Origin of the sequence: Rhodoferax sp. BAB1 (assembly GCF_013334205.1) — a bacterium.
Lineage (GTDB): Bacteria > Pseudomonadota > Gammaproteobacteria > Burkholderiales > Burkholderiaceae_C > Hylemonella.
In genome coordinates this window covers 170,310-184,801 of record NZ_CP054424.1, presented here as the reverse complement: position 1 = coordinate 184,801, position 14,492 = coordinate 170,310, and the positions used below count along the sequence as shown (strand labels likewise).

At 58.5% G+C, this 14,492-nt stretch carries 17 protein-coding genes; 8 read left to right on the top strand and 9 right to left on the bottom strand.

Features of this window, described 5'->3' with window-relative positions:
* Positions 1-14: 14 nt before the first annotated feature.
* A complete protein-coding gene (locus HTY51_RS00885; protein ID WP_174250962.1) occupies positions 15-1,400 on the bottom strand; it encodes a heavy metal sensor histidine kinase in 1,386 nt (461 codons plus the stop codon).
* A complete protein-coding gene (locus HTY51_RS00880) occupies positions 1,401-2,084 on the bottom strand; it encodes a heavy metal response regulator transcription factor (RefSeq protein ID WP_174250961.1) in 684 nt (227 codons plus the stop codon).
* A gap of 153 nt (positions 2,085-2,237) precedes the next feature.
* Between HTY51_RS00880 and HTY51_RS00875 the strand changes: the two genes are divergently transcribed.
* From HTY51_RS00875 to HTY51_RS00850, 6 genes are all read left to right on the top strand, one after another.
* Entirely contained in the window at positions 2,238-2,561 is a 324-nt protein-coding gene (locus HTY51_RS00875) for a hypothetical protein (protein ID WP_174250960.1), read from the top strand.
* Complete coding sequence (locus tag HTY51_RS00870) at positions 2,558-3,991, top strand: TolC family protein (protein ID WP_174250959.1); 1,434 nt, start codon at positions 2,558-2,560, stop codon at positions 3,989-3,991. Before HTY51_RS00875 ends, HTY51_RS00870 begins: the two co-directional genes overlap by 4 nt.
* A 17-nt stretch (positions 3,992-4,008) precedes the next feature.
* Positions 4,009-5,421, top strand: a complete 1,413-nt coding sequence (locus HTY51_RS00865; RefSeq protein ID WP_174254112.1) for a multicopper oxidase family protein — start codon at positions 4,009-4,011, stop codon at positions 5,419-5,421.
* 23 nt (positions 5,422-5,444) lie between these two features.
* Positions 5,445-5,945 carry a plastocyanin/azurin family copper-binding protein gene (locus HTY51_RS00860; RefSeq protein WP_174250958.1) on the top strand — a complete coding sequence of 167 codons (501 nt, stop codon included), beginning with the start codon at positions 5,445-5,447 and terminating at the stop codon, positions 5,943-5,945.
* Positions 5,946-6,015: 70 nt separating this feature from the next.
* A complete protein-coding gene (locus HTY51_RS00855) occupies positions 6,016-6,357 on the top strand; it encodes a copper-binding protein (RefSeq protein WP_174250957.1) in 342 nt (113 codons plus the stop codon).
* Between the two features lie 83 nt (positions 6,358-6,440).
* On the top strand, positions 6,441-6,932 hold the full coding sequence (locus HTY51_RS00850; protein ID WP_174250956.1) for a hypothetical protein: 492 nt from the start codon (positions 6,441-6,443) through the stop codon (positions 6,930-6,932).
* 52 nt (positions 6,933-6,984) lie between these two features.
* Here HTY51_RS00850 and HTY51_RS18820 read toward each other — a convergent pair whose 3' ends face one another.
* The 6 genes from HTY51_RS18820 to HTY51_RS00825 all read right to left on the bottom strand — a co-directional run bounded on the left by HTY51_RS18820 (position 6,985) and on the right by HTY51_RS00825 (position 10,809).
* Entirely contained in the window at positions 6,985-7,257 is a 273-nt protein-coding gene (locus tag HTY51_RS18820; RefSeq protein WP_371733867.1) for a DUF6527 family protein, read from the bottom strand.
* Between the two features lie 128 nt (positions 7,258-7,385).
* On the bottom strand, positions 7,386-8,573 hold the full coding sequence (locus HTY51_RS00845; protein WP_174250955.1) for a ThiF family adenylyltransferase: 1,188 nt from the start codon (positions 8,571-8,573) through the stop codon (positions 7,386-7,388).
* On the bottom strand, positions 8,533-8,772 hold the full coding sequence (locus tag HTY51_RS00840; RefSeq protein WP_174250954.1) for a multiubiquitin domain-containing protein: 240 nt from the start codon (positions 8,770-8,772) through the stop codon (positions 8,533-8,535). The genes HTY51_RS00845 and HTY51_RS00840 overlap by 41 nt, the downstream gene beginning before the upstream one ends.
* 88 nt (positions 8,773-8,860) lie before the next feature.
* Positions 8,861-9,346 carry a hypothetical protein gene (locus HTY51_RS00835; protein WP_174250953.1) on the bottom strand — a complete coding sequence of 162 codons (486 nt, stop codon included), beginning with the start codon at positions 9,344-9,346 and terminating at the stop codon, positions 8,861-8,863.
* 25 nt (positions 9,347-9,371) lie between these two features.
* A complete protein-coding gene (locus tag HTY51_RS00830) occupies positions 9,372-10,490 on the bottom strand; it encodes a HigA family addiction module antitoxin (RefSeq protein WP_174250952.1) in 1,119 nt (372 codons plus the stop codon).
* A gap of 22 nt (positions 10,491-10,512) precedes the next feature.
* A complete protein-coding gene (locus HTY51_RS00825) occupies positions 10,513-10,809 on the bottom strand; it encodes a type II toxin-antitoxin system RelE/ParE family toxin (protein WP_174250951.1) in 297 nt (98 codons plus the stop codon).
* Positions 10,810-11,097: 288 nt separating this feature from the next.
* On the opposite strand from HTY51_RS00825, the gene HTY51_RS00820 reads away from it, so the two are divergent.
* Positions 11,098-11,679, top strand: coding sequence for an ImmA/IrrE family metallo-endopeptidase (locus HTY51_RS00820; RefSeq protein ID WP_174254111.1), 582 nt, complete (start codon positions 11,098-11,100; stop codon positions 11,677-11,679).
* 333 nt (positions 11,680-12,012) lie between these two features.
* On the opposite strand, the gene glmS is transcribed toward HTY51_RS00820, so the two are convergent.
* Positions 12,013-13,863, bottom strand: a complete 1,851-nt coding sequence (gene glmS, locus HTY51_RS00815; protein ID WP_174250950.1) for a glutamine--fructose-6-phosphate transaminase (isomerizing) — start codon at positions 13,861-13,863, stop codon at positions 12,013-12,015.
* A 134-nt stretch (positions 13,864-13,997) separates the two neighbouring features.
* On the opposite strand from glmS, the gene HTY51_RS00810 reads away from it, so the two are divergent.
* Positions 13,998-14,489, top strand: a complete 492-nt coding sequence (locus HTY51_RS00810; protein ID WP_174250949.1) for an Lrp/AsnC family transcriptional regulator — start codon at positions 13,998-14,000, stop codon at positions 14,487-14,489.
* Positions 14,490-14,492 lie beyond the last annotated feature (3 nt).

Genomic DNA, 14,492 nt, shown 5'->3' with positions numbered 1-14,492 from the left:
GCTAATGTCCTCGCTTACATAGGGCTCACTTTGATGAACCACAGAGTAAATCTTGTTCGGCCCTGAGCCGATGAAACTTCGATCTTGCCCCCGTGTGCCTCCACGATCGCGCGCGTGATGGCCAGTCCTAAACCGGCGCCTTCTGAGTCCGGCTGCGCCCGTGACGGATCCGCACGATAGAAGCGGTCGAACAGCCTGGGCATGATTTTCGGATCGATCTCATCGCCCGTGTTTTCGACTATGACCTGGGTCGCGTTCTCGGTGTCGCTGATCTCGATGTGGACCTCGCCAGCAGTATTCGTATGCCGTAGTGCATTAGACAACAAGTTGCTCACCGCTCGACGAAACATCAGCCGGTCACCCAGGATGTTGCCGCCGCCGTGCAGGCTCATGCGGACATTTTTTTCATCGGCCACGGCCTCGTAGAAGTCCAGTAGAGCCTGCGCTTCCTGGGCAGCAGAGAAAAGCCCTTTGCTGGGAAGCTGGATCCCTCCTTCGGTCTTGGCCAGAAACAGCATGTCGGACACCATGCGCGCCAGGCGCTGGAACTCCTCAGCGTTGGACGCCAGGATATCTCGATAGGTTTCGGCATCACGCCGGTTGGACAAGGCCACCTGCGTCTGCGTCAAGAGGTTGCTGATCGGGGTTCGCAGCTCATGCGCCAGATCTGACGAAAAGTCGGACAAGCGCTGGAAATCCTGCTGCAACCGATCTAGCATGCGGTTGAGTTCGTTGGCCAGATCCGCCATTTCGACGGGCACGGCCTCGACCGGCATACGAGGATTGAGCTGCTGGCCACTGACGTCCGAGGCTCTCGATTTCATGGCGCGCAGCGGGGCCATGCCCTGGTGCGCGGCGAACCAGCCTGCAAACCCGCTGACCAGAGTAGCCAGCACGGCATACAGTGCCAGGGTGTGCTGCAGCTGCGCCATGAAATGAGTGTGGTGCTCGGTGTCGATGGCGACCAGGATCAGAAGACGGTCTGATCCGGTGCGATTGCTTTCCACCCACTGGCCCAGCCCGTGGTAACCGCGACCGCGACTGGTCCAGTGTAGAGATTTCGGGGGATTACCCGGCTCGGGCAGTACGGCAGCGTAGGGCGGGTTGAAGTCGTCCGATTGGAAAAAGACCTGGCCTCGTCCATCCCTAAGCAATACATAGAGACCTTGGTGATGATCCAGCGCCTCCTTCAATCGGACTTGGGCGTCCTGCGCCGAGCTGGACCTGGCGAGCAGCTCGCCAACCAGACGCTGTTTGTCTTGCAGAGCGATCTCATCAAGGTCAATGAAATGGCGCTCGGTCGCGATCAGAAAAATCGCACCCAGGCCCAAGAGAATCGCTGCTGAGAGCAACGTGAAGAACAGGGTGAGGCGGAATGTTAGCGAAAGGGATTGAAGCATTCAGGACTCCTCCGGGGCTTCCAGCACGTAGCCCATGCCACGCACCGTCTGGATGAGCTTGACCTCACGGCCCTCGTCGACTTTGACCCGCAACCGCCGCATGGCCACTTCGATGACATTGGTATCCCCATCGAAGTTCATGTCCCACACCTGGGAGGCGATCAGGGAGCGCGGCAGGACTTCGCCGCGGCGACGCATCAGCAACTCCAGCAAGCCGAACTCTTTGGCCGTCAGATCGATTTTCCGGCCACCCCGGGTGACACGGCGGCGCAGCAGATCCAGCTCCAGATCGGCCACCAGCAGCGAGGTCGGCTCCGTGCCACTGCGCCCGCGCCGCAGGATGGTCCGTACCCGGGCGAGCAACTCGGCAAAGGAAAACGGCTTGACCAGATAGTCGTCGGCGCCAAGTTCGAGGCCCTTGATGCGGTCTTCCACCTGGTCACGCGCCGTAAGAAACAACACCGGCATCTGCAGCCCGCGTTTGCGTATGCCATGAAGGACCTGCCAGCCATCGATGCCAGGCAGCATGACATCCAGGATGACCAGATCGTAGGGCTCCTGGAGGGCCTGGTGCAGCCCGTCCGTTCCGTCTCGTGACAGATCGACCACGAAACCGGCTTCCCCCAGTCCCTGGCGCAGGTACTCCCCGGTTTTGTGCTCGTCCTCAACGATCAATATCTTCACGCATGTACTCCACAACCGGATGGGCGCCAGTTTGACAAGTTTCGGGCCTTCGTCAGCAAGATTACAGAAATTTAATCTGGAAGACAGCTTTCTGACGACGTCGGATTCTCAGAATCACCCCCTGAAATCAGCGAGTCACCCCAAGAGGAATCCATGACCATCCCTACCCGCAGCCTGTCCTTCGGAAAATTGCTTCCCTGGACCATGGCTTTACTTGCCGGCTCAGCCATGGCGCAGACCGCGGCAGAGCAAAAGCCGCTGGCAACTCCGGCCCAGCTGAGCTACACCTCTCCCCTGCGCGGCTATCAGACCTACACGGACCAGCCGGTCCAGTCCTGGCGGGAGGTTAACGACACCGTTGGCCGTATCGGGGGATGGCGCACTTATGCCAAGGAAGCCAGAACGGCTGAGCCTGCCAATGACACGGTACCTTCGTCTGCGGCCCATGAAGGGCATCACGGAGGTTCCAAGCGATGAGACGCACTCTGCAATCGAGCGGAGCCAGGCTCGCGATATCGGCCGTGACTCTGGCGGTTCTGTCCGGCTGTGCCAGCGTCAGTCTTGAACAGAACGTCAGCCGTGTGAATAACGAGGCCAGCAGTTTCACTGAAAAGAAGCTGACGCTTTCGCGCACAGAACAAGAGCGGAAAGAGCGGGCTGAGGCCGCCCAGGCCCTCCTAGCCCAGCCTCTGGGCCAACGCGAAGCCGTGCAGCTGGCCCTGGTTAACAGCCATTCCTTGCAGGCCTTGCTGGCACAGGGCTGGGCGGAATCTGCCGATGCGGCCCAGGTTGGCCGGATCGCCAACCCCTTTTTCAGCTACGAGCGCATGGTCGCGGGCGACGAGCTGGAGATAGGGCGCTCTCTGACGTTTGGCCTCCTGGATCTGCTAACGCTGCCGGCGCGCCAGGGCATCTCCCGCTACCGTATCGAGCAATCGCAGCTGCGGCTGACCAGCGAAGTGGTGGACCAGGTAACGCAAGTCCGTCAGGCCTGGGTGCGCGCGATCGCCGCGCAGCAGACACTCAAATATGCTCGCCAGGTGTATGAAAGTGCTGAAGCCACGGCCGAGATTGCCCGGCGCATGCAGGCCGCAGGCAACTTCAGCCGCCTCAGCCGTGCCCGCGAGCAGGCTTTCTACGCAGATGCCGCCACGCGTCTGGCCACGGCCACCCATCAGGCCACGGCCGCACGCGAAGAGTTGGTCCGCCAGCTGGGCCTCGATGAGGCACAGGCCCGGCAGCTCAGGCTCCCCGAGCGCCTGCCTGATCTGCCCAAGCAGGCTCTGGATCCCCAGACCGCTGGCACACAAGCCACGCGCAACCGCTTGGATATCCGGCTCGCGCAGTCGAACTACGAGGCCTATGCTAGGTCTCAAGGTCTGACCACGGTGACCAGCTTCACCGACATCGAACTCACGGCACGGCGCAACACCAATACCGACAGTGCGACTGGCAGCCGTTCGGACCCGCGCGGTTATGAGATCGGGGTGCGCCTGCCGATTTTCGACTGGGGTGGCATGCAGCGTGATGCGATGAGCGCGCGCACGCTGGCTGCGGCTAACCAGTTGGAAGCCACGGTGCGTGCGGCCGGGTCGAACCTGCGCGAGAGCTATTCCGCCTACCGGACCGCCTACGACGTGGCGCGTCATCATCGTGATGAGGTCGTCCCGCTGCGCAAGGTGATCTCGGACGAGAACCAGCTGCGCTACAACGGGATGATCATCGGCGTTTTCGAGCTGCTGGCCGATGCGCGTGATCAAGTCAACACGGTCATCGCAGCCATCAATACGGAGCAGCAGTTCTGGCTGGCTGATGCAGCCTTGCAGGCCTCCTTCATCGGTCGTCCGACCAGCACGGCGCTCTCTGCCGCGGCACCCGCTTCCGGTGCTGCTGCAGCCGGCCATTGATTTCCAAGGAATCCGCAATGACATCCAGAAGAAATTTCTTCAAATTCGCAGGTATCGCCGGCGGCGCTGTGGCTGCGGCCTCGGTCAGCCGCGTGGCCATGGCTGCCCTGCCCGAACCGGTCATGCAGACCAGCCCGGACACCATGGCTCCATTGATTCCCACCAGTGGCCGGCCCTACAACCCGGTGGTCACGCTCAATGGCTGGACGCTGCCGTGGCGAATGAACCAGGGCGTAAAGGAGTTCCATCTGGTGGCTGAACCCGTGGTGCGTGAAATGGCTCCGGGCTTTAAGGCCCACTTGTGGGGTTACAACGGCCAGAGCCCGGGTCCCACGATTGAAGTGGTCGAGGGGGATCGCGTGCGAATCTACGTCACGAACAAGCTGCCTGAGCACACGAGCGTTCACTGGCATGGACAGCGCCTGCCCAGCGGTATGGATGGTGTGGCGGGTTTGAACCAGCCAGCCATTCAGCCGGGCAAGACCTTTGTCTACGAGTTCGTGGCGCGCCGGCCAGGCACTTTCATGTACCACCCACATGCCGACGAGATGACGCAGATGGCCATGGGCATGATGGGCTTCTGGGTGACCCATCCCAAGGTCAAGAACCCGCTGATCGACGAGGTTCAGAGAGACTTCTGCTTTCTCCTGAACGCCTTTGATATCGATCCTGGGAGCTACACCCCCAAGATCATGACCATGCTGGACTTCAATCTGTGGTCCTGGAACAGCCGTATCTTCCCCGGCATCGACTCTCTGAATGTCCGCCTGAACGACAAGGTCCGGATCCGGATTGGCAATCTGACGATGACCAATCACCCCATCCACCTGCATGGCCATGAGTTCCTGGTGACTGGAACCGATGGCGGGCCCACACCGAAAAGCACGCGCTGGTATGAGGTGACCACCGATGTCGCGGTTGGCCAGATGCGCCAGGTTGAGTTCCTCGCGGATGAGGAAGGCGACTGGGCCTTCCACTGCCACAAGAGCCACCACACCATGAACGCCATGGGACATAACCTCCCTACGCTGATAGGTGTGGACCACCGCGGCCTCTCCAAGAAGATCAACAACCTGATCCCGGACTATATGGTCATGGGGGAGCGTGGCATGGCGGACATGACGGAAATGGAGATGCCCATACCCGACAACACCGCCCCCATGATGACTGGCGAAGGCCCGTTTGGTTCGGTGGAGATGGGTGGCATGTTCAGTGTGCTCAAGGTTCGGCGCGATCAGAAACCCGGGGACTACAAGGATCCGGGCTGGTTCAAGCATCCCGAAGGTACGGTTGCGCACGAATACGAAGGCCCTCTCAGCGAGCCTGCACGGTTCAAGGCCGAAGGTGGCCAATCCATGCCCAGGGTGCAGACACCCAGCAAACCAACCGAAGTCAAAATTCGCAAGCCTCAGTCCCACAGCGGGCACTGATTTTTTAATCCAAGGAGATATCCATGACGCACGAAACACAGACCCTGGCCAAAGTGATGGCCCTGATGGCAATTGCCCTGTCCAGCTCGGCTTTTGCCAGCGGCAACCATGCCGGTGGCCACGGCCACGGGCATGTTGATGAAGATACGGCGATCGGCAAGCCCGGCGTGGCAGCACGGGTCAGTCGCACGATCACCATCGAAATGAACGACAGCATGCGCTACACGCCCGCAGACGTTCAGGTCAAGCAAGGCGAGACCATCCGGTTCGTTGTCAAGAACGTCGGCAAGGTCAAGCACGAGCTCAGTCTCGGAACGCAACAGGAGCTGATGGAGCATCTGGAGCAGATGAAGAAGTTTCCTGACATGGAGCATGACGAGCCCAGCAAGGTCACGCTGGCTCCTGGCAAGCAAGGCGAAATCGTCTGGCAGTTCACCAAAGCCGGCCCCGTGAATTTTGCTTGCCTGATGCCCGGTCACTATGAGGCCGGCATGAAGGGCGTCGTTCGAGTCGGAAAACGATGAGAGCTCGGTGTTCTCGAATTAAGTCAAACCCCAGATCGCGCACTCACTACTATTCATTTGGAGTAACGTCATGAAAGCAATCAAGAAAATTCTGCTGATCAGCGCCATGTCCCTGGGGGTGACGTGGCCTCTGATTAGTTCAGCGCAGGCGATGATGGATCACGGCACTTCCAGTATGTCTGGGGCGGCCATGATGACGGACGGTGAGGTCCGCAAGGTGGATCAGGCCGCAGGCAAGGTCACGATCAAGCACGGCGACATCAAGCACCTAGACATGCCGGGTATGACCATGGTCTTCACCGCCAAGGACAAAAGTGTTCTGAACAACGTCAAGCCTGGGGACAAGATCAAGTTCATGGCCGTCGCTGAAGGAGGCAAGTTCTTCGTGTCCGACATCCAACCCGAAAAGTAATTCCTGTCCGCAGGACAGCTCAGGCTGCTCCTGCCCTCAGGTCTCGTGAGCAGAGTCATCTTCAAACCAACCAGGAGTGAGCCATGATCAATATCCGCAATCTCATCGCTGTCTTGTGCGTCGCTGCGGTGCCCATCGGCGCCTATGCCCAAAGCAAGGAAGAGCATCAAGAGCACCATCCCGCAGGCGCGGCCGCTGCGACGCAAGGCAACGCGTCGCCTCGGTCCATGGGGGCTGACCGCATGGCCGCGATGGACCAGCATATGAAAGCCATGCAGGCTATGCGGGAGAAGATGGCCGCGGCCAAGACGCCGGCGGAGCGCCAGGCGCTGATGGCCGAGCACATGAAAGTGATGCAGGAAGGCATGACCATGATGGGTCAGATGCGAGGCATGTCGGGGATGCAAGGCATGCAGGGTGTCATGCAAAGTGGTTCTGGCATGGCGGGCAATATGGCTGAACGCCAGCAGATGATGGAAAAGCGCGTGGAGATGATGGAGTCCATGATGCAAATGATGATGGACCGCCTTCCGTGGCGGACGGTCATTGGCCAGCAGGGCAGGCATCCACGTTGAGGAAAACCGACCAAATGGGGGTATCGGTAGGCAGCTCTTTCAGAGCACTCTGCTAGCGATCGAACCACGATTTGAACCAATCCGCACAGCGGCGCAAGAAGGAAGATTTCGGCTTCCGCTTCTTGTCCTGTTCGACGTGGCGGCGAACCTGAGATTGCATGACCCGATCAACCGTTATCTTGGACCACTGCTGTGCCCATTCCACCTGGCCCCTTCGAATAAAGAAGTGAGACAAGCAAGGAGCGTCTGAGACCAGTATGGAAGGGGTGACAGTGGGAAGTCCGCCCTCTATAACGAGTTGGTGCTGATCCAGCAAATTCAGCATGACCCTGTGACCGCACCCGCACGCGCAGGCCAAGGCGGCCATTTCGAAGCGTCGGCTGTAATGGAACTCAAATGGCCCCACCTGAGGCGGGAGCCTTTCGCTCTCGATGATGCGATATACACCGCTGCTCATCCTGCTGTATCCATCGCCATCCCGGCAAGATCGAATACCACGGAATGCGAATCGCTCAGGCGGTCAAAGAATCCCATGTGCTGCTTGAACCGGATCACGGCAATTGCAGCGTTGAGAGCGTTGAGTTCAGCAATCTGAGGCTGACTCCTATATTCCCGATCATGGGCGTTTTGTGCAGGCAAGTGCTGCGTGCCATTGAGTTTGTCAAAATCGCCGGGCTTGCCACCAGCGGTACGAACAAATCCGTACAAGCCGTTTGCGCCCTTATTCAACCCCATGCCCACGTCCACAAACGGCACTGAAGCGCTGTGGCAGGCCTGAGCAATCATTTGCCGAGACGGGGCATCATCGACACACACGAAGACGAAGTCGAACTCAGCCAGACAAGCAATATTGTTTTTGTTGACGCGTTCGACATGCGATTTGATGCCGCCATGAAAATGGCCGTAGGCCTCAGCCAATGCTTCGACCTTGGGCATGCCCAGATGTTTTTCACCATAGACCCCGGGAAGTCGGAAGAGCGTGTGCACATGGACAATGTCGTCGTCGAACAGGTGGATCTCCTCAAGATGGGTTTTGGCGACATAGTCCAGCACGTACGCGCCTGTACCGCCGCACCCGATGATGGCTACCTTGTGCTCACGCAACTTGTGCGACAGCTCCACCACTCCTTCACGGGCAGACAGCGTGTCAGGAAATTTCAATGGACTCAGTGCCGCCTCAAGGTGCCTCTTCAGGGCGCGTCGGGGCGTGACGTCGGCATACTTATGAACTGCCGGCGAAGAAATCAAGGTAAGGTACTGGTTGATCTTTTCTTCGATGGAAACGTACTGCCTCATCCCTTCCGGCTTGCTGGAAAGCATTCTGTTGCCGACGATGTGCTCCGACACCGTACGTACCTCTTCGGCGGTACCCGTGCTGATTTTTAGCCCATCAATGTTGCACGGTATCTCGCCAGCGAAGTAGACCTTATGGTCCGATGGGCGGTCGATCAAGTATTCCTCGCGCAGATCTAATGGGCAGATCATGTCGAGATATTTCAACTCGCCCGAGGCGTTCAGATAAGGTACGCCAAAAATGACGAGGTGCGCGTTAATGAACCCTACGTCATAGCCCTGTTTGACGAGTTTGTCGATGAACGGATTACGACTCGCCAGTGCCTGTAATTCGGTAGTCCATGCCATCTTTCACCATCACTTCTCCGCCGGGAGGCAGGGTGCCAGTCAAGTTATCGGAATTGCCCTTGTAGTATTTAACAATGTAATTCGTTCCGGTAGCGCCAGGGAATGCCATCGCAATCAGCGTCGCATACGAAATTTTCTGGTGCGGCACCACATGTTCGACCGTGTTCACAAATATGGTTACTGTCTTTTTATCAGACATAAATTTCTCCAACTGAATTGCGCATTGGGTTCAAACAAGTTGCCCAGGTGGTCCAAAGAGAATTTTTCGGTCCCAGGGGCAGACGATCTCAGGCTATCTTTTTGACCTGAAGCGGCAGCTGTAGTTCTTCAATGTCCAACGTGAAGTCAAGAGGCACTTGGATGGGCTGCTGATCCTCATTCTTTCCGTTGTAGACGTCTACATCAGTCTTGAGCTGGTAACAGTCGCCGACGATTTGCTGGCGTCGCTGCGCAAAGGACTTCAAGAAGTGGTCGCGAGGAGCCTTGACATCGTCCATGTCGGCCCAAAGCGACATGATTTTCTCGCCTTTCTTGAATCGAACGGCATGCTTCGCTCGGTAGCGCTGTCCATCCTCGTTTGTACGGAACTCCTCCCGGAAAAATTGCGAAATGTCCGACGCTATTGCATCAACGACCGTGCGAATACTCGGCTTGTGCAAGCCTCGCTGGTATGCCCACTCGGCTACCGCGTGCGGGTCGATCAGTCCATCGCCGCCAACCTCTGCCTGGTAGCGCTCGATATAGGTTTTCACCTGATTCACATAAGCCGACATAGCAACTCCTAACGCGATGTTGTGATTACTCGGAGAACGAACCCCAGCCATCGGAGTCAGCCGACGGTAGCACCAGCGCTCGTACCTTGACTTGGTACTTGCGCAAGAAGTCATGGCGCCCCAGCTTGCGCTGGAGTTGCCCGACCACCAATCCCGGATGTACGTTGATTCGCTGTGCAAATCGAAGCACCTTCTCCTCGGAGAAATACGGTTGAACACGAGCGATGAAATTCTCGATTTCAGCTGACGACACACAAAACTCCGCCCCCGCTGCGTTGGCCAACTGTTCACATTCCGGCAGCTCTGCGTTGTCTTCCCCTACATCTGTGTCAATGACAGCTTGGCTATTGGCCTTCCCGTCCTCTCGCAGCACGTGCTCAATCTCGTGCCTCAGAACGAACCAGAAGTTATCAATCCGGTCGAAGCGCAGCGTCATGCCAATAACCGGCTTGTCGTCCTCGAGCCAAAAGCAAGCGCCGTCCATCTTCGAGCCGGCCATCGGCTCTACCAGGGCAAAGCGAACACCGGCCTCTGCAAGAATGCGAGGAGCATGGCGGACCTCTTCAGGCGAGAGGGTGAGTGCCTTGAGCTTATCCAGCGCCGCCAAAAGCTTGGCTCGGGCGTAGGCCGGCACGATCTGCTGGCTCGCCATCGCCTTTACACGGAACAGCCAGGCCAGCTGCAGCGGAGTGACGTCTAGGGTCGCGTGGGTCTTCTTCGCGCTGTGGCAGAGATCCGGCTCTACCGACATGTCCGTGATGGAAAAAAACGCGCAAAAACGCTCCTCCAAGACATCGATGTTCTCGCTCGCGCGAACCCATCCGCGGCGGAGCATTTCCCGCACGGGGAATTTGTCGTACAGACGAGCCTTGCGCGCGACGTTGTCGTTGGATAGCTTAACCTTGGAAAGCTGATATTGGCTCTCAAGGTTCATCCAATATTCTGGCGACGTGCCAAAGGCGTCTGCTAGGCCTGTGGCAGTTTCGGGTGTTATGGCCCGCTTTCCAGCAATGAGCTCACTTATAAGACGGGGCGGCCGGTCAAGAATATCTGCCAGCTCCTGCTGGCTCCACTCCCGCGCTTCCAGCTCTTCCCGCAGGAACTCTCCTGGCGGAAATACTTCAGCAGGCACGCATGTGTTCATGGTCTCTCCAATTTCTAGTGTTCTAGTGATAGTCGACAATTTCAACAATCCCGATGATCTTGCAGGGGTGGTCACCTCGAATCTCCAATATCAGTCGCCATTGCAAGTTCAGACGTATCGAATGTTGTCCCTCCCTGTTCCCCTTGAGTTTTTCAAAGCACAACGACCTCACAGCCTGAAAATCGCGCTCATCTTTAAAGGCGCGAATCTGCTGCATCCGTTTTCGAAAGGCACGCACGATCTCCTGTGAGAGCCCGGCTGTGAACCGGGCATCAGTCTCCAGACGATCTAGGTCGCCATCGTCGAACTCAACTTCCATGGAGTCAAAGTCTAGAATGAAATTCTAAAGATGTCAAGTACATCATTACACATGGTGTAATGATGTACCTTTTAGTAAAACAGATACGAAACAGCATTTCAAAAAGCACTATAGGTAGTGTGAAATATCTCTAGCCACACCACATATAGTGTCTCTCTGTGGCTTACGCTACATCGTTACCATGAACGTCGCCGCAAATTGCATCGACCCCGAGCAAACGGCGCGGACGTTGCAACTTGAGTTGTGGGATCGACAGTGCGCCCTTTGGCCTGGTGAAAAAGTTACCCCCTGGACGTCTGTGACCCTTGGGTCGCCGCCAAATATCTAGACTTTGAGGTTCAGGAAGGGTGGCTGAGCAGCAACGCAACGCGACAAGGATTCCAGTTAGGCGGGTTCATTAATCGCCCGGCGAAGCTGATTGCGATCTCCTCTGAGCAAAAGCCACGCACGAAGCTCTTCACTCTCGCCCATGAAGTCGGGCACTTACTCATGCATCCGGGTCTTCACCATCATCGGGAACTACCGATGCACGGCCTGACCGAGCCGCATGAGCCCACCGATCAGAGGGAGCGTCAAGCGAACCACTTCGCGGGCTGCTTCCTCGTGCCTGAGAAACAGCTTCGCCTCGCTTTTACTGCGAGCTTCGGCGTCAAGGATTTGAAGCTGACAGACACCATCGCATGCGAATTGCTTGGGGCGAGCTATACGTCCTTGATGAACTCCCCCTACCCCTCGCTTGCATTTGAGCGAGTGGTCGCGCAAGCCCAGCGCTTTAACGGCCATCAGTTCAGCGCCCTTAACGACCTCTTCCAAGTTTCACCTACCACGATGGCGATTCGTCTGCATCAGACTGGTCTGGTGTATCGCTAGAGAAAAATTAAGGCTGCTCGTGCTACCGGAATGATCACTTCATGGCCGCAACCGGACGGTCAGAATTCCAAAGTGACAGACTGCAATCGCTGAACAGTCACTCATCTTTGGGGTTCGCAGGATCGCACCAAGTCGATATCAGTCCAAGCTTTTCAATAATTTCAAGTGGAGGGCGATATACGGACTTTACCGTTACTAGTCAGCTTGCTTGGTCTTGGCACTAATTGCAATAATTTCCCATAATTTAAATTTATTAGTTAAATAAAGCAATCTCCATGAAAATTTACCCGTATTAATTGTCAATCTAAGCTAAGCGACGCAAGAGTGTCACGGTCATTCGACCGTGACACTCTTGGCGAGGTTTCGTGGTTTGTCCACATCCGTCCCGCGGGCGCAGGCGGTGTGATAGGCCAGCAGCTGCAGCGGCACCACGTGCAGCAGGGGCGAGAGCGCGCCGTAGTGCTCGGGCATGCGGATCACATGCAGGCCTTCGCCGCTGTCGATGCGGGTGTCGGCATCGGCCAGCACATAAAGCACGCCGCCGCGGGCGCGCACCTCGTGCAGATTGCTCTTGAGTTTTTCGAGCAGCGCGTCGTTGGGCGCCACCGTGACCACGGGCATGGCGCTGGTCACCAGGGCCAGGGGGCCGTGCTTGAGCTCACCGGCCGGATAGGCCTCGGCGTGGATGTAGCTGATTTCCTTGAGCTTGAGCGCGCCTTCGAGAGCAATGGGGTAGTGCAGGCCGCGCCCCAGGAAGAGCGCGTTTTCCATGCGGGCGAAGTCTTCGGCCCAGCTCATGACCTGCGGCTCCAGCGCCAGCACGGCCTGCAGGGCCACGGGCAGGTGGCGCATGGCCTTGAGGTGTTGCGCCTCATCCGCATCGCTCAGGTGGCCGCGCACCTGGGCCAGGGCCAGCGTGAGCAGGAAGAGGCCAGCCAGCTGGGTGGTGAAGGCCTTGGTGGAAGCGACGCCGATCTCGACGCCGGCACGTGTGATGTAGGCGAGCTTGCACTCGCGCACCATGGCACTCGTCGCCACATTGCAGATGGTCAGGGTCTGCGCCATGCCCAGGCTTTGCGCGTGGCGCAGGGCGGCCAGGGTGTCGGCCGTTTCGCCGGACTGGCTGATGGTGACCACCAGCGTGCGCGGGTTGGGCACCGAGTCGCGGTAGCGGTATTCGCTGGCCACTTCCACCTGGGTGGGGATCTTGGCGATGCTCTCCAACCAGTACTTGGCGGCGCAGCCGCTGTAGTAGCTGGTGCCGCAGGCCAGGATGAGCACGTTGTCGATGTCCTTGAAGACCCGGTAGGCACCGTCGCCGAACAGCTCGGGCACGATGCCTTCCACACCCTCCAGCGTGTCGGCGATCGCGCGCGGCTGCTCGAAGATTTCCTTCTGCATGTAGTGACGGTAGGGGCCGAGTTCGGCCGCGCCGCTGTGGGCCAACACGGTTTTCACGACACGCTGCGCGGGTTTGTGATCACGGCCCACCACCCAGAACTTGCCCAGCTGCAGGTCCACCACGTCGCCTTCTTCCAGGTAGACGATCTGGTCGGTCACGCCGGCCAGGGCCATGGCGTCGCTGGCCAGGTAATGCGAACCATCGCTGCCCACGCCCAGAATCAGCGGCGAGCCGGCGCGCGCGCCGATCACACGGTGCGGTTCGTCCTTGTGAAAAACGGCGATGGCGTAGGCGCCGTGCAGCTGTTTGGTGGCGGCCTTCACGGCCTCGAACAGGTCACCTTCGTAGATGGCGTCGATCAGGTGGGCGATGACTTCGGTGTCGGTCTGGCTGAGGAAGACGTAACCCTTCTTTTGCAGGGCGACGCGCAGTTCGTCATGGTTTTCGATGATGCCGTTGTGCACCAGGGCCACACGGGCCGCGCGCTGTGCGGTGTCGGCGCCCGGGCCGTGGCTGAAGTGCGGATGGGCGTTGTGCACGGCGGGCGCGCCATGGGTGGCCCAGCGGGTGTGGGCGATACCGGTGTAGCCGGTCACGTTGTCGCGGGCCACCTGCTCCGCCAGTTCGGCCACGCGCGAGGTGCTGCGTGCGCGCTGCAGGCCGCCAGCCGCATGCACAGCCACGCCGCAGGAGTCATACCCACGGTACTCCAGCCGCTGCAGGCCCTGCACCAGCACGGGGACGATGTTGTGATTGGAAACGGCGCCGACGATGCCACACATAAGGGTGTCTCCTGAACTCGATGGGGCGATGGTAGAAGCAGCGACGAAAAATATCTGATTGATTTTTTGTACTTTATGAACTTAAATTTCATAAAATACACGACAAGACCAAATACTTCAAAAATAATATCGAAATGGAATCAATCACCATCGACGCGACGGATTTACTGCTGCTCGACGCCTTGCAGAAAAACGCCAGTCTAAGCAACCAGGCGCTGGCCGCGCTGGCCCACATCTCGCCGCCGACCTGCCTGCGGCGCGTCAAGCGCCTGCTGGACGGCGGCCTGATCGAGAAGCAGGTCGCCATCCTCAGCACGGACAAGCTGGCCCCCCTGCTGGGCCATGGCCTGCAGGCCATCGTGGAGATCACGCTGGAGCGCCAGGGCGAAGAAGCACAGGCTGCCTTCGAGTTGCGCGTGGCGGCCGATGAGGCCGTGCAGCAGTGCTACCGCGTTTCGCCGGGACCGGACTTCGTGCTGATGGTGCACGCGCGCGACATGCCGGACTACCTGGCGCTGGCGCAACGCCTGTTCACCAGCGACGCCAATGTGCGCAACGTCAAGGCCTTTTTCAGCGTGAAGCGCAGCAAGTTCGGCACGCGTGTGCCGCTGCCGGCGAAGTCCTAGGAA

Bases quoted from the DNA above. Each gene is read 5' to 3' on its own strand.
- HTY51_RS00885 (WP_174250962.1), bottom strand. From the start codon at position 1,400: ATGCTTCAATCCCTTTCGCTAACATTCCGCCTCACCCTGTTCTTCACG.
- HTY51_RS00875 (WP_174250960.1), top strand. From the start codon at position 2,238: ATGACCATCCCTACCCGCAGCCTGTCCTTCGGAAAATTGCTTCCCTGG.
- HTY51_RS00870 (WP_174250959.1), top strand. From the start codon at position 2,558: ATGAGACGCACTCTGCAATCGAGCGGAGCCAGGCTCGCGATATCGGCC.
- HTY51_RS00865 (WP_174254112.1), top strand. From the start codon at position 4,009: ATGACATCCAGAAGAAATTTCTTCAAATTCGCAGGTATCGCCGGCGGC.
- HTY51_RS00860 (WP_174250958.1), top strand. From the start codon at position 5,445: ATGACGCACGAAACACAGACCCTGGCCAAAGTGATGGCCCTGATGGCA.
- HTY51_RS00855 (WP_174250957.1), top strand. From the start codon at position 6,016: ATGAAAGCAATCAAGAAAATTCTGCTGATCAGCGCCATGTCCCTGGGG.
- HTY51_RS00850 (WP_174250956.1), top strand. From the start codon at position 6,441: ATGATCAATATCCGCAATCTCATCGCTGTCTTGTGCGTCGCTGCGGTG.
- HTY51_RS18820 (WP_371733867.1), bottom strand. From the start codon at position 7,257: ATGCTGAATTTGCTGGATCAGCACCAACTCGTTATAGAGGGCGGACTT.
- HTY51_RS00845 (WP_174250955.1), bottom strand. From the start codon at position 8,573: ATGGCATGGACTACCGAATTACAGGCACTGGCGAGTCGTAATCCGTTC.
- HTY51_RS00840 (WP_174250954.1), bottom strand. From the start codon at position 8,772: ATGTCTGATAAAAAGACAGTAACCATATTTGTGAACACGGTCGAACAT.
- HTY51_RS00835 (WP_174250953.1), bottom strand. From the start codon at position 9,346: ATGTCGGCTTATGTGAATCAGGTGAAAACCTATATCGAGCGCTACCAG.
- HTY51_RS00830 (WP_174250952.1), bottom strand. From the start codon at position 10,490: ATGAACACATGCGTGCCTGCTGAAGTATTTCCGCCAGGAGAGTTCCTG.
- HTY51_RS00825 (WP_174250951.1), bottom strand. From the start codon at position 10,809: ATGGAAGTTGAGTTCGACGATGGCGACCTAGATCGTCTGGAGACTGAT.
- glmS (WP_174250950.1), bottom strand. From the start codon at position 13,863: ATGTGTGGCATCGTCGGCGCCGTTTCCAATCACAACATCGTCCCCGTG.
- HTY51_RS00810 (WP_174250949.1), top strand. From the start codon at position 13,998: ATGGAATCAATCACCATCGACGCGACGGATTTACTGCTGCTCGACGCC.